The sequence below is a fragment of the Serratia ureilytica genome, from assembly GCF_013375155.1.
GTDB lineage: Bacteria > Pseudomonadota > Gammaproteobacteria > Enterobacterales > Enterobacteriaceae > Serratia > Serratia ureilytica.
The window spans coordinates 111,595-129,082 of sequence record NZ_JABXOF010000008.1 but is presented as its reverse complement, the minus strand read 5'-3'; the positions used below and the strand labels follow the sequence as shown (position 1 = coordinate 129,082).

General features: G+C 60.2%; 22 protein-coding genes. 16 read left to right on the top strand and 6 right to left on the bottom strand.

The genetic code is table 11. The features are described 5' to 3' along the window. Positions 1-26 precede the first annotated feature (26 nt). Genes gspD through HWW83_RS15765 form a run of 11 tightly spaced genes read left to right on the top strand, consistent with a single transcriptional unit; the run spans position 27 to position 9,924 of the window. The gene (gspD, locus tag HWW83_RS15815) at positions 27-1,991 is read left to right on the top strand and encodes a type II secretion system secretin GspD (RefSeq protein ID WP_080280853.1); all 1,965 of its coding nucleotides are present in this window, start codon (positions 27-29) and stop codon (positions 1,989-1,991) included. Next, positions 1,988-3,484, top strand: coding sequence for a type II secretion system ATPase GspE (gene gspE / locus HWW83_RS15810; RefSeq protein ID WP_046688364.1), 1,497 nt, complete (start codon positions 1,988-1,990; stop codon positions 3,482-3,484). Before gspD ends, gspE begins: the two co-directional genes overlap by 4 nt. After that, positions 3,474-4,685, top strand: coding sequence for a type II secretion system inner membrane protein GspF (gene gspF, locus HWW83_RS15805; RefSeq protein ID WP_176589416.1), 1,212 nt, complete (start codon positions 3,474-3,476; stop codon positions 4,683-4,685). Before gspE ends, gspF begins: the two co-directional genes overlap by 11 nt. Positions 4,686-4,726: 41 nt before the next feature. Beyond that, entirely contained in the window at positions 4,727-5,155 is a 429-nt protein-coding gene (gene gspG, locus HWW83_RS15800; RefSeq protein WP_033644207.1) for a type II secretion system major pseudopilin GspG, read from the top strand. Then, positions 5,152-5,727, top strand: coding sequence for a prepilin-type N-terminal cleavage/methylation domain-containing protein (locus HWW83_RS15795; RefSeq protein ID WP_069100187.1), 576 nt, complete (start codon positions 5,152-5,154; stop codon positions 5,725-5,727). Before gspG ends, HWW83_RS15795 begins: the two co-directional genes overlap by 4 nt. Beyond that, the gene (gene gspI / locus HWW83_RS15790) at positions 5,639-5,986 is read left to right on the top strand and encodes a type II secretion system minor pseudopilin GspI (protein ID WP_069100188.1); all 348 of its coding nucleotides are present in this window, start codon (positions 5,639-5,641) and stop codon (positions 5,984-5,986) included. The genes HWW83_RS15795 and gspI overlap by 89 nt, the downstream gene beginning before the upstream one ends. Next, positions 5,983-6,597, top strand: coding sequence for a type II secretion system minor pseudopilin GspJ (gene gspJ, locus HWW83_RS15785; protein WP_060659863.1), 615 nt, complete (start codon positions 5,983-5,985; stop codon positions 6,595-6,597). The genes gspI and gspJ overlap by 4 nt, the downstream gene beginning before the upstream one ends. Beyond that, positions 6,594-7,496, top strand: coding sequence for a type II secretion system minor pseudopilin GspK (gspK, locus tag HWW83_RS15780; RefSeq protein WP_149542987.1), 903 nt, complete (start codon positions 6,594-6,596; stop codon positions 7,494-7,496). The genes gspJ and gspK overlap by 4 nt, the downstream gene beginning before the upstream one ends. A 3-nt stretch (positions 7,497-7,499) precedes the next feature. Continuing rightward, positions 7,500-8,633, top strand: coding sequence for a type II secretion system protein GspL (gene gspL, locus HWW83_RS15775; protein WP_047572436.1), 1,134 nt, complete (start codon positions 7,500-7,502; stop codon positions 8,631-8,633). Further along, positions 8,630-9,124: a type II secretion system protein M gene (locus HWW83_RS15770; RefSeq protein WP_046688369.1), complete on the top strand. Its 495-nt coding sequence runs from the start codon at positions 8,630-8,632 to the stop codon at positions 9,122-9,124. The genes gspL and HWW83_RS15770 overlap by 4 nt, the downstream gene beginning before the upstream one ends. Continuing rightward, positions 9,109-9,924 carry a prepilin peptidase gene (locus HWW83_RS15765; RefSeq protein WP_089194359.1) on the top strand — a complete coding sequence of 272 codons (816 nt, stop codon included), beginning with the start codon at positions 9,109-9,111 and terminating at the stop codon, positions 9,922-9,924. Before HWW83_RS15770 ends, HWW83_RS15765 begins: the two co-directional genes overlap by 16 nt. Here the strand turns inward: HWW83_RS15765 and gspS are convergent. After that, entirely contained in the window at positions 9,921-10,283 is a 363-nt protein-coding gene (gene gspS, locus HWW83_RS15760) for a type II secretion system pilot lipoprotein GspS (RefSeq protein ID WP_033642100.1), read from the bottom strand. The two genes, HWW83_RS15765 and gspS, sit on opposite strands and share 4 nt — an antisense overlap. Positions 10,284-10,540: 257 nt before the next feature. Between gspS and gbpA the strand changes: the two genes are divergently transcribed. Further along, complete coding sequence (gene gbpA, locus HWW83_RS15755; RefSeq protein WP_176589415.1) at positions 10,541-11,968, top strand: N-acetylglucosamine-binding protein GbpA; 1,428 nt, start codon at positions 10,541-10,543, stop codon at positions 11,966-11,968. 52 nt (positions 11,969-12,020) lie between these two features. Next, positions 12,021-12,539, top strand: coding sequence for a cytochrome b (locus HWW83_RS15750; RefSeq protein WP_033651103.1), 519 nt, complete (start codon positions 12,021-12,023; stop codon positions 12,537-12,539). A 281-nt stretch (positions 12,540-12,820) separates the two neighbouring features. Here the strand turns inward: HWW83_RS15750 and hha are convergent, their stop codons facing one another. The 3 genes from hha to HWW83_RS15735 form a co-directional block, all read right to left on the bottom strand. After that, entirely contained in the window at positions 12,821-13,024 is a 204-nt protein-coding gene (gene hha, locus HWW83_RS15745; protein WP_004940313.1) for a hemolysin expression-modulating protein Hha, read from the bottom strand. A 50-nt stretch (positions 13,025-13,074) separates the two neighbouring features. Next, complete coding sequence (tomB, locus tag HWW83_RS15740; protein ID WP_004940312.1) at positions 13,075-13,443, bottom strand: Hha toxicity modulator TomB; 369 nt, start codon at positions 13,441-13,443, stop codon at positions 13,075-13,077. Positions 13,444-13,602: 159 nt separating this feature from the next. After that, complete coding sequence (locus HWW83_RS15735) at positions 13,603-13,956, bottom strand: hypothetical protein (RefSeq protein WP_047572432.1); 354 nt, start codon at positions 13,954-13,956, stop codon at positions 13,603-13,605. Between the two features lie 407 nt (positions 13,957-14,363). Between HWW83_RS15735 and HWW83_RS15730 the strand changes: the two genes are divergently transcribed. Genes HWW83_RS15730 through HWW83_RS15720 form a run of 3 tightly spaced genes read left to right on the top strand, consistent with a single transcriptional unit; the run spans position 14,364 to position 16,835 of the window. After that, entirely contained in the window at positions 14,364-15,077 is a 714-nt protein-coding gene (locus HWW83_RS15730) for a metal ABC transporter ATP-binding protein (RefSeq protein WP_069100193.1), read from the top strand. Continuing rightward, on the top strand, positions 15,074-15,931 hold the full coding sequence (locus HWW83_RS15725; protein ID WP_047572431.1) for a metal ABC transporter permease: 858 nt from the start codon (positions 15,074-15,076) through the stop codon (positions 15,929-15,931). The genes HWW83_RS15730 and HWW83_RS15725 overlap by 4 nt, the downstream gene beginning before the upstream one ends. 25 nt (positions 15,932-15,956) lie before the next feature. Beyond that, positions 15,957-16,835, top strand: coding sequence for a metal ABC transporter substrate-binding protein (locus HWW83_RS15720; RefSeq protein ID WP_033642106.1), 879 nt, complete (start codon positions 15,957-15,959; stop codon positions 16,833-16,835). A gap of 105 nt (positions 16,836-16,940) precedes the next feature. Here HWW83_RS15720 and ykgO read toward each other — a convergent pair whose 3' ends face one another. Next, the gene (gene ykgO, locus HWW83_RS15715; RefSeq protein WP_004940304.1) at positions 16,941-17,081 is read right to left on the bottom strand and encodes a type B 50S ribosomal protein L36; all 141 of its coding nucleotides are present in this window, start codon (positions 17,079-17,081) and stop codon (positions 16,941-16,943) included. Between the two features lie 12 nt (positions 17,082-17,093). Continuing rightward, positions 17,094-17,348 (bottom strand): type B 50S ribosomal protein L31, encoded by a 255-nt coding sequence (locus tag HWW83_RS15710; protein ID WP_004940303.1) that lies wholly within the window; start codon positions 17,346-17,348, stop codon positions 17,094-17,096. Positions 17,349-17,488: the final 140 nt, after the last annotated feature.

Here is a 17,488-nt window from a genome sequence, read left to right as displayed (position 1 = left end):
GTTTTACAGCATAAGGCAACACTGTGATGACGCATTTTATTTTTCGTTCCCGCGCAGGCTGGAGCGCCGGTTTATGGCGCGCGTTAGCGGCGGTGGCCGTCATGATTGCCCTGGGGGGCCTGGCGCGTGCGGAGCAATTCTCCGCCAATTTCAAAGGCACGGACATTCAGGAATTTATCAATACGGTCAGTAAAAACCTGAGCAAGACCATCATTATCGATCCGGCGGTGAAAGGTAAGGTTACGGTGCGCAGCTACGAACAGCTCGACGAGAAGCAATATTACCAATTCTTTCTCAATGTGCTGGACGTCTACGGCTATACGGTCATCGGCATGCCCAACAATGTCCTGAAGGTGATCGCCGCCAAAGAGGGAAAAAGAGCCGCGCTGTCGCAAAGCGGCGGCGAGGCGATCGCCGAAGGGGATGAAGTGGTGATGCGCGTGGTGCCGCTGCGCAATATCGCGGCCAAAGACGTTTCGCCGATCTTGCGCCAGCTTAACGACAGCATCGGCGTGGGCAGCGTGGCGCATTACGAGCAGGGCAATGCGCTGTTGATCACCGGCCGAGCCGGGGTAGTCAACGGCCTGCTCGACCTTGTCAGGGAGATGGATCAGGACGACGGCAATCAGGTTGAGACCTTCGCGCTGAAGCATGCGGCGGCGCCGGAGATCGCGCGGATGGTGAACGAACTGTTTCGCGAAGAGGGCAAACGGCGTATGGCCGGGGCAGGCTCGCTGCGGCTGGTGGCAGATGAACGCACCAACAGCGTGATGATCGCCGGGGACGATCGGGCCCGCGAACACGCCAAAGAACTGATTGAGCAGTTGGATAACAAGAGTGTCACCCAAGGCAATACCCAGGTCATTCCGCTCAAATACGCCAAGGCGCAGAGCCTGGTCGAGGTGCTGACCGGCGTGAGCGCGGGCCTGCAAAACGAGAAAGAGAGCGCCGCCGCCAACGTGGCGCTGTTGAAAAATGTGGTGATCAAGGCCGATGAGCAGACCAATGCGCTGATCATCACCGCCGCGCCGGACGTGATGCGCGATCTGGAGGCGGTGGTCGCCAAGCTGGATGTACGGCGCGCGCAGGTGCTGGTCGAAGCGGTGATCGTCGAGGTGCAGGATGGGCAGGGGCTGAACATCGGCGTGCAGTGGGCCAACAAATACGGCGGCGGCACGCAGTTCGCCGGCCAGGCGCCCGGCATCTCGGCGGGGTTCGAAAACGGCATGAGCGATGTGTTCGGCAAGGCCAACGGCCTGATGACCGGTTTCTACAGCGGCAACTGGGGCGTATTGCTGTCCGCCATCGCCAGCAACAACCAAAACAATATCCTGGCTACGCCGAGCATCGTTACGCTCGATAACGCCGAGGCGGAGTTCAGCGTCGGCCAGGATGTACCGATCCTCACCGGTTCGCAAACCACCAACAGCGATAACGTCTTCAATACCGTGTCGCGCAAAACGGTGGGCATCAAGCTCAAGGTCAAACCGCAGATCAATCAGGGCCAGTCCGTGCTGATGCAGATCGAGCAGGAGGTCTCCAGCGTTGCCGACAGCGCCGGCGCCACGCCGGATTCGCTGGGGGCGACCTTCAATATCCGCACGGTCAACAATACGGTGCTGGTGGACAGCGGTGAGACCGTGGTGGTGGGCGGGCTGCTGGACAAGTCCAACTCGGAGCTGGAGAGCAGCGTGCCGATCCTGGGCAAGATCCCGCTGGTGGGGGCGCTGTTTCGCTCGAACGCCACTAAAGCGAGCAAGCGTAATTTGATGCTGTTTATCCGCCCGACCATCATTCGCAGCTCCGAGGGGTATGCCCGGCAGAGCCAGCGCAAGTTAGGCAAGTTCGACGCCGAGCAGCAGGACGATCGTGAGCTGAATAACGCACTGCGCAGCGAGATCGCCGGCGATAAGAAGGCGATCGACAATCGGGCGTTCCTCGCCACCGTCGCGCGTATCGAGGCGTTTTATTCGCGCGGAGCGCGCCCGTGAAGCCCCGTTCTGTGGGGCCGCGGCTGCCTTTTGGCTGGGCGCGGCAGCATGGCGTGCTGGCCGTCGACGGGCAGAGCGGCATCCAACTGTATTGTCACCCCGAGACCCGCCAGGCCGCGTTGATGGAGGCGTACCGCTGCCTGCCCGGTGAGCCGACGCTGGCCCGGCTGGACACGGAGGCCTTTGAACAACGGCTGGTGGCGCACTATCAGCGGGAAAGCGGCCAGGCGCAGAAAATGATCGACGATCTGGGTGGCGAACTGGATTTCTATGCGTTGGCGGAAGAGCTGCCGCAGCAGCAAGACCTGTTGGACGAACAGGACGATGCGCCGATTATCCGCCTGATTAACGCCTTGCTGAGTGAGGCGATCAAAGAGCGCGCCTCCGATATTCACATCGAAACCTACGAGAGCGAGCTGGTGATTCGTTTTCGCATCGACGGCGCGCTGCGCCGCATTCTGGCGCCACAGCGCAAGCTGGCGGCGCTGCTGGTGTCGCGCATCAAGGTCATGTCGAAGCTGGATATCGCCGAGAAGCGCGTGCCGCAGGATGGGCGCATGGCGCTGAAGGTTGGCGGGCGGGCGATCGACGTGCGGGTGTCGGTGATGCCGGCCAGCCACGGCGAGCGCGTGGTCATGCGCCTGTTGGATAAACAGGGCGTGCGGCTCGAACTGCCCAGCCTGGGCATGGCGGCGGCGCACCAACAGGCGTTGCTGCGCCTGATCCGCCAGCCGCACGGCATTATTCTGGTCACCGGCCCGACCGGTTCGGGCAAGAGCACCACGCTTTATACCTTGCTGAACCAGATCAATGACGAACAGCGCAACATCATGACGATCGAAGATCCCGTCGAGTATGAACTGGCCGGCATCGCGCAGACGCAGGTGAACCCCAAGGTGGACATGACCTTCGCGCGCGGGCTGCGCGCGCTGCTGCGTCAGGATCCCGATGTGGTGTTGATCGGCGAGATCCGCGACGGTGAAACGGCGCAGATCGCGGTGCAGGCCTCATTGACCGGACATCTGGTGCTGTCGACCCTGCATACCAACACGGCGATCGGCGCCGTGACCCGGCTGCGGGACATGGGCGTTGAACCGTTTTTGCTTTCCAGCTCGCTGAGCGGCGTGTTGGCGCAGCGCCTGGTGCGCCGGCTTTGTCCGCACTGTCGCGAGCCTTATGCGCTGCCTGACGCGCAGCGGCGCCAACTGGGGCTGGCGTCGACGCGGGCGCTGACCTGCTGGCGCCCGATAGGATGCGAGGCCTGCGGCGGGCAGGGCTATCGCGGCCGAATCGGTTTGCATGAACTGTTGGTGCTGGATGAACCGATGCGCAGGGCAATCCACCGTAGCGACGGTGAGCTGGACATCGCCAGGCTGGCCGGGGAGCGCTATCAGCCGCTGCGCCAGGATGGGATCGCCAAAATGTGCGCCGGAGAGACCAGCCTGGAAGAAGTGTTGCGGGTGACGCGCGAAGGGGATGGCGATGAAGTTTGATTATCGCGCCTGCGATCGTGAGGGGCGCGCCCGGCGTGGCGTGTTGGAGGCGGATTCTCTGCGCCAGGCCCGCGATCGGCTGCGTGAGAAGGGGTGGCAGGTGCTGGCGGTGCAGGCGCGCAGGCGATCCGCTCTTGCCGGCCTGCTCGCCGGCCGTTGGATGGGCGGCGTGAGCAGCGGCGATCTGGCGCTGCTCACCCGGCAACTGGCGACGCTGCTGTCTGCCGCGCTGCCGCTGGAAGAGGCGCTGATGGCGGTGGCGCGGCAAACGGAGAAAAAAGGCCTGCAGGCGGCGTTGACTCAGGTGAGGCAGCGCATTCTGGAGGGTTTCCCGCTGGCGCAGGCGCTGGGGCAGCATCCGCAGATTTTTGACCGCCTCTATTGCGCCATGGTGGCCGCCGGTGAGATTTCCGGCCATCTGGCGCCGGTGCTGGAACGGCTGGCCGACTACGTCGAACAGCGCCAGCAAATGAAGAACAAAATCGTGCAGGCGCTGGTGTACCCGATGGTGCTGACGACGGTGGCAATCGGCGTGGTGGCGATCCTGTTGACGGCGGTGGTGCCGAAGGTGATCGAACAGTTTGTGCATATGAAGCAGACCTTGCCGCTGTCGACCCGGATGCTGCTCGGCGCCAGCGACGGGCTGCGACGATGGGGGGCGTTGGCGCTGATATCGGTGCTGACGGGCCTTGGCGCGTTCCGCTATCGCCTGCGGGATCCGGCGCGGCGCGTGCGCTGGCATGCGTTCATCCTGCGGTTGCCGGTGGTCGGCAAGCTGTCGCTGGCGGTGAACACGGCGCGCTACGCCAAAACGCTGAGCATTTTGAACGCCAGCGCGGTGCCGTTGCTGGAGGCGATGCGCATCAGCGCCGGCGTGTTGGGCAACGATGCCGCCCGCGAACGGCTGCTGGCGGCGATGGAGCGGGTGCGGGAGGGCGAAGGATTGTCGCCGTCGCTTGAGGGCACCGCGCTGTTCTCACCGATGATGCGGCACATGATCATGTCCGGCGAGCGCAGCGGTGAGCTGGACATGATGCTCGAACGGGCGGCGACGATGCAGCAGGAGGCCTTCGGCCGGCAAGTCACGCTGGCGCTGGGGCTGTTTGAGCCTTTATTGGTGATCGCGATGGCCGGTTCGGTGCTGTTTATCATTTTGGCCATCCTGCAGCCGATATTGCAGCTCAATAATATGGTCGGCTAATCATGCCGTTAATGGAGAGTAAAGTGATTCATATCAGCAAGATGCGCAGGTCGCGGCAGCGAGGGTTTACGCTGCTGGAAATCATGGTGGTGATCGTCATTCTGGGGCTGTTGGCCAGCCTGACCATTCCAAGCCTGATGGGAAACAAGGAGAAGGCCGATCGGCAAAAGGCCGCCAGCGATATCGTCGCGTTGGAGAACGCGTTGGATATGTACAAGCTGGACAACGGGCGTTATCCCAGCGCGGAACAGGGGCTGGCGGCGCTGGTGACCCGGCCGACGCTGGCACCGATCCCAAGGAATTATCCCGAAGACGGTTATATCCGCCGCTTGCCGCAAGACCCCTGGGGGCAAGCGTATCGTCTGCGCAACCCGGGGCGCCATGGCAAGCTGGATGTGTTCACGCTGGGGCCGGACGGTGTCGCCGATACCGATGATGACATCGGTAACTGGGTGGCCGACGCGCCATGAGGCGCATACGCGGTTTTACGCTGCTGGAGACCATGTTGGTATTGCTGCTGCTGGGGGTGACCAGCGGCCTGGTGATGCTGAGTTTTCCGGCGGATGAGAAGCCGTTGGCGCAGCAGGGAGAGCGATTGAGCCATTGGCTGAATGCCCTCGCCGAGCGGGCCGAGCGCGAAGGGGTGAGGTATGGCGTGGCGTTCGATGACGGCGGTTGGCGTAGCGTCGCCGAAGCGGGGCGGGAGAGCCGGGAGCAGTACGCTCTGCCGGACGGCGTCGCGCTGCGGCTGAGCGTTGAAGGGCAAACCGTCGCGCTAGCCGCAGAGGCGGCGCTGCCACAGGTGTGGCTGTATCCGGGGGGCGAAACCACGGCGTTCAGCGTGGAGCTATCGCAGGGCAAGTGTCTGTGGCGATTGCAGGCGCCCGGTTACTTTGTATTTGAAACGACGGACATTCGTTGCGATGACGCGGAAAATGAGACGCCAGCAGGGCATGACGCTGCTGGAAGTGATGGTGGCCATGATGATCTTCGCCATCGGCTGTCTGGCGCTGATCAACAGCACCGGCGGCCAGGTGCGTAGCCTGAGCGCGATCGAAGCCAAGACCGTGGCGCTGTGGGTGGCGGACAACCAGCTGACGCTGCTGCAGCTCGATCCCCGCCCACCGACGCTGGCCTGGCATTCGGGCTCCACGGTGATGGCCGGTGAAACCTGGCACTGGCGCTATCGCGGGCGGGAGACCAGCGACGCCGGGATGCGGGCGATCGCGATTGAAGTTAGGCGCGACCCGGAGGATCGCAATGCGCTGGTGGAGATGCTCGCCTACAGGGCGTTGCCGTGAAGCGCGCTTTGCAACGGGGTTTTACGCTGGTGGAAATGCTGTTGGCCATTGCCCTGTTCGCCATGCTGTCGCTCACCGCATTGACGGTCTTCAGAGGCGTGCTGAAAAACGACGAAATCACCCAGCGCAAATCGACGCAGTTGACCCAGCTGCAACGGGCGCTGGCGATCGTCGAGCGCGATTTGACGCAGGCGCAGGCGCGCGCGCCGACCGGCGATAAACGCTGGCCGGCGGCGCCGGAGTTTGCGGTGCTGCAGACGGCGGGAGAGGAAGGCGGCGATTTTCAGCTGCTGCTGATCCGAAACGGCTGGCCGAACCCCCAGGCCCGATTGCCGCGCGCCACGCAGGAGCGGGTGGCGTATCGCTACCGGCAGGGGCGGCTCGAACGCCTCAGTTACCCGAATTTGAGCAGCCCGCAGGCGGCGGCGCGCAGCGTGCTGCTGCTGTCTGAGGTGACGCGGTTCCAACTGCGTTTTTACCGGCAGGGCGAATGGTTGACGGCCTGGCGCGCCGGCGGGCTGCTGCCGCAGGCGGTGGAGATCGCCATCGACACCTCTGCGCTGGGGGAAGTCCGGCGCATCGTCACGTTGCCTGCCGCGAGGCCATTATGAATAAACAACGCGGTATGGCGCTGTTGATGGTGTTGCTGATGATGTCGCTGATGGCGATCGTGGCGGTCAATATCAACGATAACTGGCAGCGTTCGCTGGCGCGCACCCAGTCTCAGCAGGATCGGTTGCGGGCGAAATGGTTGCTGCTGGGCGGCGAGAGCTACGCCCGGCAGCGGCTGCAGCAGGCGGGAGAGCAGCGGAAGGCGTGGGGGGCATCAGGGGTGACCTTCAGCATGCGCACCGAAGAGGGGGAAGTGGCGATACGTCTGCGCCGCGTTGACGCCTGTTTCAACCTCAACGCCCTGATCCGCGCTGCCGGCCCGGCGGATGTCGGCGATAGCGAGGGGGGAACCCCCAATAAGGAGAGGCGAATATTCATGCTGCTATTGAACAATCAGGGGATCGCCGCTGCCCAGGCGGGCGCGATTGCCGATGCGATCGTCGCCAGAGCCTATGGCGAAGGGTATCTGATGGGGGATGTCAGCGAGCTGCGGGAGCTGGCCGGCATCGACCGCGAGCTTTATCTGCGTCTTGCGCCGCTGCTTTGTGCGGCGCCGGATGCCGAGCTGCGCCTCAATCCGGACGCCGTGAACGAAGCTCAGCTGCCGCTGCTGCGGGCGATGTTGATGAACGCGCTGAGCGATGAGCGGATGCGGGGGCTGCTGGCGGCCCGCCCGCCGCAGGGCTGGCAGACGCTGGCGTTTTTGTCGCAGGAAAAAGCGCTGCAGGCGCTGGGCGAGGATGGCCTTGGCGAGCGACTTATTTTCGACGATAACCGCTGGATTGCGCAGCTGCAGCTTAGGCTGAACGACGGACGCTATCGGCTGGTCAGCGCGTTGCAGCCGGGCCCGTCAGGCGTCACGGTCAGCGGACGTCGGTTCGACAGAGGGGAAGGGTAAACGATGGCGAACACCATCCTGCTTATCGCGCTGGACGAGGATGCGATGGCCGATGTGCGCTGGGGCCGCGTCGGCGAGACGCGCTGCCGCTTTGCCGCCCGCCTCGATCTGGCCGAAGGCGGTAGTGAGTTGGCGGCCATGGCGCAGGGCAGCCGGGTCGTGGTGCTGGTGCCTGCCCGTCATGTGGTGCTGAGACAAACGACATTCCAGGGCAAGGCCCGGCAGGCGACGCCGCTGGCGCTGGCGTACTCCCATGAGACCGGGTTGTTGAACGATGTCGAGCAGATGCATTGGGCGGTGCTGGGCAAGGTGCAGCGCGATTTCACTATCGCCGGCGTTGCGCTGGCGCAGATGCAAGGGTGGGTTGATAGCCTCAACGCCTGCGGCATTCGCGTCGATGCCCTGCTGCCCGACGTGCTGGCGTTGCCGTTGCCGAACCAATGCAGCGCACTGCGCTGGCGCGGACACTGGCTGCTCCGAACGGGGGGCATGCAGGGCATGCAGTTGCCCGATGCCTGGGGGGACAGCGTCCCGTGGCCGACGCCGGATTGGTGTCTGCACAGTGGCGGAGAGGTGCCGGCGGGCTGGGAAACGGCGCGTATCGATGAGGATCCGCTGTGGCGATTGGCGGAAGAGGCCTGGAACAGCACATCCACGCTGTTGCAGGGGCGTTTCAAACCGGGCGTGCGCTGGCCGCGCCGTCTGCCCGATAAGACCGCCTGCGCGATGCTGTTGCTCAGCGGTTCGCTGCTGGTGGGGGGCTTGCATCACCAATTAATGGCCAGACAGAGCGAAAGCCAGATAACGGCGCTGACTCAGCGCCTGCTGCCGAGTGGCGAGACCGCGCCGGCGTTCGCCGAACGGGCGGCGCAAACGTGGGCACGGCGTATGCAAGACACCCTGAATGCGCCGCAGCTGTTCAGGCTGTTGCCCTACGCGGCCGAGGCGCTTGCTGTCTGGGAACCTCCGCAGTTGCAGGCGCTGGCTTTCGACGCCGCCGACGATCGTTTGGTGGTGACGGTAAACAGAAACGACGCGCCGCTGCCGGCGCCGGTCAACGACGGCGGCGTCAGCATGACGTTCAGCGAGGGAAGCGCGCCTAACCAGGCGATCCTGACGGTGAGAGGTGAGCGATGAACATCGGTTGGCGCGATAAGGCGCTGCGGCGGGCAGTGCTGTTAAGCCTGTTGATGCTGATGGCCTGCGGCTACTGCCTGTATCAGTTTTCGCAGGCGCAAAAAAACGCACAACGGCTGGCGGCGCTGCGAGAGCAGGCGCGCGTCATCCAACAATTGCAGGCGCGTTTGCCGCAGAGCGCCGCCGCGCGCGAGCAACTGCCGGAACGACTGCGACAGAGTGCGCTGGCATATCGCATCGCCATCGCCGAACTGACGGAAAGTGAAGCGGATGTGCGGGTCACGCTGCCACCGGTGCCGTTTGAACGCCTGTTGCCGTGGCTGGCCGCCCTGCAACGCGAGCACGGGATCCGCGTGCTCTCACTCGCCGCAGAACGTGCGGGGCAGGCGCCGGGCGTGGTGCAAATCAGCCAACTGCGGGTAACGGCGCAACCGGGATGTCACCCACGCGACGACAATAGAGGATCCAGAGAGCCATGCTATCCGCAATAAACGCAGTGGCCGATGAACACTGGCTGCTATTTAGCGCCGTGTTGAGCCTGTGCATCGGCAGTTTTATCAATGTGGTCGTTTATCGGCTGCCTGTCATGCTTGAGCGCGAAATGGAAATGGCGCAGGCCGAACGATTTAATCTCTTTTTGCCGCGTTCATTCTGCCCGTGTTGCACAATGAAAATACCGGCGCTCGATAATATTCCTTTATTAAGTTGGCTGCTGTTGCGCGGTCGCTGTCGTTATTGTCGCACGCCTATTTCCATCCGTTATCCACTGGTGGAGCTATTGCTGATGCTAATGGGAATAACGCTGGCCTGGCGCGTCGGCATCGGTGTGGATTGGGTTTTCATGTTAGCGTTTGCTGCATTGCTGCTGGCCTTGGCGGCGATCGACAGCGAGCGTCAGCTGTTGCCGGATTGCCTGACGCTGTCGCTGCTGTGGGCCGGGCTGTTGTGGCATTGCCTGGCGCACCCGGCATTTTTGCCGACGGCGGTCATCGGCGCGCTGGCGGGGTATTTGACGCTGTGGCTGCTGTATTGGGGATTTCGTCTCGCGACCGGCCGCGAGGGGCTGGGATACGGCGATTTTAAACTGCTGGCGGCGCTCGGCGCCTGGGGCGGCTATGCCGTTTTGCCGTCGATTCTGCTGTTTGCCGCCACCGGCAGCCTGCTGTGGCTGCTGCTGCGGGTGTGGCGCGGCGGCGATGGGGCACAGCCCCTGCCTTTTGGCCCGGGTTTGGCGGTGGCGGGCGCCGGCGCGGTAGCCTGCCAGTGGCTTGCGCTACCGCTGGCGGGTTAACGGAGCTGGGCTAAAAACGGCGCCAGCGTTCGGTTGAGTCCGCTGCACTTCTCTTGCAACGGCGTAGCGTCGGCCTCCAGCTGCGCGGCGACGTTTTTGCCTGCGTCAAGTAACTGGGTGCGATTAAGCGCCGGCGCCCAGCCTTTTCTCTCCGCCGCCTGCAACGCCGCCGCCGCGAGTGGGTCGTTGGCCGGGATATCGGCGCGGTTGCAGCGTTCTCTCAGAAACTGGCCGGCGCCGACCAGCGATGACAGCTGGTCGCGCTGGATGGCGGCGTCAGGGGCCGATTTGGCGGCGTGCTGACAGCCGGATAACAGCAGGCATGCCATGAACGCCGTGGCGATGTTTTTCAATGTCACGTTATTTTCCCTGTGGAATTAATTGGCGCGGTGTCGGTATTTTCTTGCGCCGCATGGCGGCGCTTTACGAGGTCAGGAATATGTTAACCCTTTATCATGCGGTTTAATATTCTGACGGCATTAGGTTTTATTATTTTAATGCATTCTAAGTGCCGGGCGTTCAGGGCTTCTACTTATTATTCCTCTCGCGGTATCGCCGCATCTCTTTGAGTTTCTTCTCACTCAGTTGGAATCCAATAAATTTAACTGGAGTCGTAATGAAATTATCCAAAATCGCCCTGATGATGGCAGCGCTCACTGCCTCCTCGGCCGCCTGGTCGCACGGTTATATCGAAGTGCCCGAGAGCCGCGCCTACAAGTGCAAGCTGGGCAGCAACACCGACTGCGGCCGAGCGCAGTGGGAACCGCAGAGCGTCGAGCAGGTTTCCGGCTTCCCTGGCGGCGCGACGCCGCGCGACGGCCAGCTGGCCAGCGGCGGGGTGGGCGGGTTCGAGCCGCTGGATCGTCAGGGCGTCAACGTCTGGGCGTTGAACACCATGAAGCCGGGACCGCAGACGTTCACCTGGTACCACACCGCCAAGCACAAAACCAATAACTGGCGTTATTACATCACCAAACAAGACTGGGACGTGAATAAGCCGCTGTCGCGCGAGGCTTTCGAAAAAGAGCCGTTCTGTGAAGTCGATGGCCATGCTCAGGCGCCAAAAGATCGCGAAGTGCACCAGTGCGTGGTGCCGGAGAGAACCGGCTATCAGGTGATTTATGGCGTGTGGGAAATCAATGACACGGTGAACAGCTTCTATCAGGTGGTTGACGTCAACTTCGAGGACGACGGCGTCGTGTCCGAATGGCGCAAGCAGCTGCAAGGCTCTCTCACCGGCAAAAACCTGCAGGTTGGCGACAAGGTGATCGCCCGTTTCTTTGATGCGGACGGTGAAGTGCTGACGATGAAAACCGAGCTGGCGATTGACAGTGAGGCGCTGACCGACAAAAACCGCTGGAGCCACGCGCTGGCCAGCAAGATCAACGCCGAACAGAAAGCGGTGCGTGCCGGGGTGAAAGACGGTAAAGGCAACGTCAATCCGGTGTTTGGCAATAATGCGGTCTTTGCCAAACAAGGCAGCACGATGGAGAGCGTGGTGATCTCCTATGAGGAAGAAACGCCGACTATCACCGAAGAGATCCGCATCGGCAACCTGTCCAGCACCAAGATCAAGGACGGTAAAGCTCAGCTGACCTTCAATGCCGAGGTTAAAGGCAAATTGACCGTTGAAGCGCGCGTTTACGATCACGGCCAGACGGAAAAAGGCTACGTGAAAGAGACGTTGGAAGACGCCAGCCAGCCGCTGACCATCGCGCTGAACAACGTCAGCGAGGGCCATCACATGCTGAAAGTGATCGCCAGCAACGACAATGGGCAGAGCATTCAGCCGGATATCGAAAACTTCAATCTGGAAGCTGAATCCACCGGCGGTGGCGGCAATGGCGACTACAACTTCGTCTTCCCGAACGCGCTGAGTAAATACACCGCCGGCACCACGGTGCTGCAACCGAAAGACGGCAAGGTTTATCAGTGCAAACCTTTCCCTTACAGCGGTTACTGCATGCAGTGGAACAGCGGCGCGACTCAGTTTGAGCCGGGCGTGGGATCCAACTGGCAGGACGCCTGGGTCGTGAAAAAGTAAGTGCGAATCGGATAGTCAAGCGGCCAATGATGGCCGCTTTTAAAGGAGCTTTATGTCACACGAACCTGCCCGTTACGATCTTTTCAGTCGGTTACTGCATTGGGGCATTGCCGCCGTGATGATCTACGTCATGATCGTGGGTTATTCACTGCATTTTATGACGGATGCGCGCATCTTCGCCTTTTTCTCCGTGACCAATATGTCGTTGGCCTTGGTGCTGACACCGCTGATGGCGGCGCGCTTTATCTGGCGTTTTTTCCGGCCTAAAGTGCCTTATGGCGATATGCTGCAAGGGCGCGAGAAGGGGTTGGTGCATTTGCTGCACGAAATATTCTACCTGCTGATTTTCGTGGTGTTGCTGAGCGGATTTCTCATGCTGGAGCACGGCTTTGCGGTTTTCGGCGCGATCGATTTCCCCCGTCCGATTGCGAATCTTGAGGTTAATCGTTTCTTTTTCGCCGTGCACCGTTATTCATGCATCGCGCTGTCGGCCATGATTGTGCTGCACATCGCGGCGGTGATTAAGCATCACTGTTTCGCCCGGCGGGCGATTTTGCGCCGCATGCTCTGAGCCTGGCGGTGATGGATCACGCCGCCCGGCGCGGCGGCGTGGCAGCGATGGCCTCAGGGATATTCGCCGCGATGTGCACCACACAGGCAATGTGAGGCGAGCGTCTTCACGCGTGAATAGCGTTAAGGCGTAATACCCCGGGCATTAACCGAGAATTGTTGCTATTTATTATTAACGGCAAAGATGAGTGTAATTAACATTTCGTTGTCAATAGGAAAATGACCTATTCAACTTGAACATTGAAGCCGATAAAAGCATCGGCTCAACGCGTTGGGGGCTGATTATCTGACATATTTCCAAACGGAGGTGGGGATTTTGTCATACAGCTTGTTCATGGTCAGCTCCGCCAAACGATGATCGGCGGCTGAGTAAAACAGCTCCAGTTCATCATCGGAAAGCTCGTACTTATTTTTTTCAATAACACGTTCGAGAGTATCAATCGTGGTGCATTTACGTAAACGCATCAGATAGTCGGTTTTAGTCATGGTGGCCTTTTAGTTTAATAACCGTAAAATAGCTCGGGAATAATTATCCCCTAAGTTTTCATTGTCGTACAGATGTCCTCTCCTGAGAACATTCTGAATAATCTCGCCTTGGTTTTTTGCCAGCGGCGCAGGTCGGAATCATTGATACCGTAGCTGCTGAACAGCGTATAGGTATCGTCGAGATATTCCTCGACTAACTCCGACAAATCGGATTCGTCCATGTATTTAATTTTATAACTCATCACAAACGAAGCGATATGTTCGATCAACTCATTAAGCTGAAGGTTGACGGAGGATGTCGGATCGTTGACCCACCCGTGGTGGCTGTCTCCCAGGGTGGCGATACCTTCATCATACAAATTTTCGCACAAGAATTTGAGTTGAGCAATGTCGTGTCGCTTAGGCGAATACTCATCCATATCATCCCCTCCGTAAGTCTTAATGGCGGTGTTGATAACACTATGTGAGTAAGCTGATTTACATCATGAACGGAGGCAGCTTAACGGTGGTTAAATAAACTTCCCGTAAAATGAATATAAATCATTTTTTCGCGTTTGGCCTGCAGTTATTACGTAAACTTACAATTCATCCGCGGTTGATGGGCGTGAGTTATCAATGATGTCGAAGATTAAACCCCGTTGCGCCACACGGAACCGGACGCTATCGCTGATCGTGTCTTCGCTGTTGATATCCAGGCAAGCATTAAAAATGCCCCACTTATAGCGATAACTCATTGAATAATCGCTGTCACCTTGTTGCACTATATCAAGTATTTCTAATGAATCTTCGGCATAGCGTGCGCTTTCAGAATAAAAACTGAGTCCGCTGGTCAGCGCCGGCACTAACTCCGCAATATTGTCATTAATCACTTTCTTTAATTTTTTAACAGAAAGTGCGTTGACGTCCAGGTTACAGGCAAGGGTAACAAGCATTAATCTCGGCCAACAACAATGTTATCTGCTCATCTTACTCCTTTTCCACTCGCGCCGGTAAATTTTTCGATTTACCGCTGTTTTTTTACCTTCCGCCAACATTTGCGTCGAACGGGAATATCCCTGAGTTTGATAAGGGGGCGAGGGGGGGGACCTGCTGCGCGACGAGCTGTTACGTTCCGTTGCATTAATGAGTCCGGCAACGCTTGAGACATACCATTAATTGTGATGTTATATTGTAACTATAAATCTGCTGCTTTGGTTATTCCCTTGATTCCCACTTCGCAAAATGACGCCGCGTCGTCACTGAATTCGTTGTTCACCACCTCCGCGGCCGTGCGCTGTGTGGGCGCTATCGTTTTGTTGACTCTGCTGTGGCTCGGCATTTTTTGGGCGGTGTCGCTGCCATGATTTCATTACGTCAGCTGGCGATAGGCTATGGCGCCACGCCGCTTTTCCCGCCGCTGAGCGGGCAGTTTAGCGCCGGTTCGTTAACCGCGGTGGTGGGCGTCAACGGGGCAGGGAAATCGACGTTGCTGAAAACGCTCGCCGGTTTGTTGCCGCCTGTGGCGGGTCGCCTGGACTTTAGCGGTGAAAAGCCGCCGCGCAAGGCTTATTTACCGCAGCAGGCGGAGCTGGATCGGCAATTCCCGATCGCGGTGAGCGATCTGGTGGCGATGGGATGTTGGCCGCAAAGCGGCATGTTCGGCGGTATGAATCAGCGTGCGGCGAGCCAGGTTAATGAGGCGCTGGCGAGCGTCGGCATGAGCGCGCTGGCGCACAGTCCGGTGGGCGAGCTCTCCGGCGGCCAGCTGCAGCGGGTGCTGTTTGCGCGACTGCTGGTCCAACAGGCGCCGTTGATCCTGCTGGATGAACCCTTCACCGGCATCGACAGCGCCACTACGCAGATCCTGCTGCAGGTGATCGCGCAGCTGCACCAGCAGGGGAGAACGGTGATCGCCGTCCTGCATGACATGTCGATGGTCGCCGAGCATTTTCCGCAGGTGCTGTTGCTGACCCCGCAGGCGTGTCATTGGGGCGCGGCCGAGCGCGTGCTGGAACAGGTGCCGCGGTATCTCGCCGCCGAACGGCAGCCGGGCCTGCGGGTGGTGGCGCCATGATGCTGTTGCATGGGCTTATCGACCCTTTTCTCTCTTTCGGTTTTATGCGACGCGCATTGATGGCGTGTCTGGCGCTGTCGCTCAGCGCCGCCCCGCTGGGGGTGTTTCTGTTGCTGCGCCGCATGAGCCTGGTGGGGGATGCGTTGTCCCACGCGGTGTTGCCCGGCGCGGCAATCGGTTATCTGATTTCCGGCATGTCGCTGGTGGCGATGGGGGTGGGCGGCTTTATCGCCGGGTTGGCGGTGGCGATGCTGTCCGGCCTGGTGAGCCGCCGCACGCCGTTAAAAGAAGATGCCAGCTTCGCAGGATTCTATCTGGGCTCACTGGCGCTGGGGGTCACGCTGGTCTCGCTGCGCGGTTCCAGCGTAGATCTGCTGCACGTGCTGTTCGGTTCGATTCTGGCGGTGGATGCGCAGGCGATGCTGATGGTCGGTGCGATCGCCACGGTGTCGCTGCTGGCGCTGGCGGCGCTGTACCGCGCGTTAGTGATCGAATCTTTCGACGTGACTTTTCTGCGCGTCAACGCGCCACGCCGGTTGGCGCTGATCCACGGCCTGTTTCTGGCGCTGGTGGTGGTCAATCTGGTGGCGGGATTCCAGATCCTCGGCACCCTGATGTCGGTGGGGCTGATGATGCTGCCCGCCGCCAGCGCGCGCTTCTGGGCGCGCAATCTGCCGCAGACGCTGGCGGTGGCGATGGGCATCGGCGCGCTGTCCAGCCTGATTGGGCTGGTGTGGTCCTATTATGCGTCATTGCCTGCCGGCCCGGCGATCGTGCTCAGCGCCAGCGTCATCTTTTTCGTCTCGATCCTGTTTGGAACGCGCGGAGGCATTTGCGCCTTCGCGCGCCGTTGAGAAGTGCCCTTTGCAAGGAGAAAGTATGAAACGTTTACCTATATCGCTGGCGGTTGCTGCTCTGCTGGCCAGCCCATTGGCGATGGCGAAGACCGTCGACGCCGTCGCCAGCTTTTCCATTCTGGGCGATATCGTCAAACAGGTGGGAGGCGATCACGTCAAGGTTAGCACGCTGGTGGGGCCGGATGGCGATCCGCACAGTTTCGAGCCTTCGCCGCAGGACGGCAAGAAGCTGGCTCAGGCTGATGTGGTGTTCGTCAGCGGCCTGGGGCTGGAAGGGTGGATCGATCGCCTGGTCAGCGCTTCGGGTTATAAAGGGCAGGTGATCACCGCTTCACAGGGGATCAACACCCGCCAGATGGAGGAGGACGGCAAACCGATTACCGATCCCCACGCCTGGAACAGCATGAAAAACGGCGTGCAGTACGCCACCAACGTGATGAACGCCCTGATCGCCGCCGATCCCGAGGATGCCAACTATTTTCGCCAGCGCGGCGCCGAATACATTCAGCAGTTGCAAAAGCTGGATCTGTGGGCCAAAACCCAGTTCGCCGCTGTGCCGCCGCAGAAACGTAAGGTGCTCACCAGCCATGATGCCTTTGGTTACTTTGGGCAAGAGTATGGCGTCACCTTCCTTGCGCCGGTCGGATTTTCCACCGAGGCCGAAGCCAGCGCCAGCGATGTGGCCGGCCTGATCAAACAAATCAAACAGGAAAAAGTTAACGCTTACTTTATCGAAAACCAGACCGATCCGCGGCTGGTGAAACAGATTGCCGCCGCCACCGGCGCCAAGGCGGGCGGCGAGCTGTACCCTGAAGCGCTCTCGCGCGTGGGCGGCCCGGCGGCCACCTATGAGCAGGCGTTCAAGCACAATGTCGACGCGCTGCTGAGCAGCATGAAGTAATCTCCGCCCCCGCTTGCCGGCGGGGGCAGCTTGTAGGCACTTTCTCGCCATAAAAAAAGCCCCGTTGAGCAGCAACGGGGCTTTGCGACAGATGGCACTTTGGAGTTAACGCTTTTTCTTACGTCCCTGTACCGCTTTGAATCGCGGATTGCTTTTACAGATCACATAGATGCGGCCACGACGACGCACGACTTTGCAATCCGGGTGGCGATTTTTCGCCGAACGCAATGAACTCAATACCTGCATGGGGGTTCCTTGTTACTTATTGCCGATAAAGCGGCCAAAGCGCTGCTGGAAGCGCGCCGTGCTGCCTTCTTTGGAATAGTCTTTCTGCTTGCCGGTGTAATACGGATGCGAAGCGGAAGAGACGTCGAGGGTGACATACGGCCAGCTTTCGCCGTCCAGCTCGATTGTGCGATCGGTTTTGATGGTCGATCCCACTTTGAAGTAGGCGTTGGCGCTGACATCGTGGAACACCACGGTGCGATAATCGGGATGGATGCCGGGTTTCATAATGGCTCTCTCGTGTAATGTTATACTATAACAACAATTATGCGCCGACCGGGCATCACGATCAAGCGTAAATTGCACACACGAGTGAATTAATGAGAACGGTTTGCATTAAGCAACTGAAGCAAAAGAAAAAGGCCGCA

What these genes read in the sequence shown, in the direction of transcription:
- gspD (WP_080280853.1), top strand. Translation starts at nt 27, where the DNA reads ATGACGCATTTTATTTTTCGTTCCCGCGCAGGCTGGAGCGCCGGTTTA.
- gspF (WP_176589416.1), top strand. Translation starts at nt 3,474, where the DNA reads ATGAAGTTTGATTATCGCGCCTGCGATCGTGAGGGGCGCGCCCGGCGT.
- gspG (WP_033644207.1), top strand. Translation starts at nt 4,727, where the DNA reads ATGCGCAGGTCGCGGCAGCGAGGGTTTACGCTGCTGGAAATCATGGTG.
- HWW83_RS15795 (WP_069100187.1), top strand. Translation starts at nt 5,152, where the DNA reads ATGAGGCGCATACGCGGTTTTACGCTGCTGGAGACCATGTTGGTATTG.
- gspI (WP_069100188.1), top strand. Translation starts at nt 5,639, where the DNA reads ATGACGCTGCTGGAAGTGATGGTGGCCATGATGATCTTCGCCATCGGC.
- gspK (WP_149542987.1), top strand. Translation starts at nt 6,594, where the DNA reads ATGAATAAACAACGCGGTATGGCGCTGTTGATGGTGTTGCTGATGATG.
- gspL (WP_047572436.1), top strand. Translation starts at nt 7,500, where the DNA reads ATGGCGAACACCATCCTGCTTATCGCGCTGGACGAGGATGCGATGGCC.
- HWW83_RS15770 (WP_046688369.1), top strand. Translation starts at nt 8,630, where the DNA reads ATGAACATCGGTTGGCGCGATAAGGCGCTGCGGCGGGCAGTGCTGTTA.
- HWW83_RS15765 (WP_089194359.1), top strand. Translation starts at nt 9,109, where the DNA reads ATGCTATCCGCAATAAACGCAGTGGCCGATGAACACTGGCTGCTATTT.
- gbpA (WP_176589415.1), top strand. Translation starts at nt 10,541, where the DNA reads ATGAAATTATCCAAAATCGCCCTGATGATGGCAGCGCTCACTGCCTCC.
- HWW83_RS15750 (WP_033651103.1), top strand. Translation starts at nt 12,021, where the DNA reads ATGTCACACGAACCTGCCCGTTACGATCTTTTCAGTCGGTTACTGCAT.
- hha (WP_004940313.1), bottom strand. Translation starts at nt 13,024, where the DNA reads ATGACTAAAACCGACTATCTGATGCGTTTACGTAAATGCACCACGATT.
- tomB (WP_004940312.1), bottom strand. Translation starts at nt 13,443, where the DNA reads ATGGATGAGTATTCGCCTAAGCGACACGACATTGCTCAACTCAAATTC.
- HWW83_RS15735 (WP_047572432.1), bottom strand. Translation starts at nt 13,956, where the DNA reads ATGCTTGTTACCCTTGCCTGTAACCTGGACGTCAACGCACTTTCTGTT.
- HWW83_RS15730 (WP_069100193.1), top strand. Translation starts at nt 14,364, where the DNA reads ATGATTTCATTACGTCAGCTGGCGATAGGCTATGGCGCCACGCCGCTT.
- HWW83_RS15725 (WP_047572431.1), top strand. Translation starts at nt 15,074, where the DNA reads ATGATGCTGTTGCATGGGCTTATCGACCCTTTTCTCTCTTTCGGTTTT.
- HWW83_RS15720 (WP_033642106.1), top strand. Translation starts at nt 15,957, where the DNA reads ATGAAACGTTTACCTATATCGCTGGCGGTTGCTGCTCTGCTGGCCAGC.
- ykgO (WP_004940304.1), bottom strand. Translation starts at nt 17,081, where the DNA reads ATGCAGGTATTGAGTTCATTGCGTTCGGCGAAAAATCGCCACCCGGAT.
- HWW83_RS15710 (WP_004940303.1), bottom strand. Translation starts at nt 17,348, where the DNA reads ATGAAACCCGGCATCCATCCCGATTATCGCACCGTGGTGTTCCACGAT.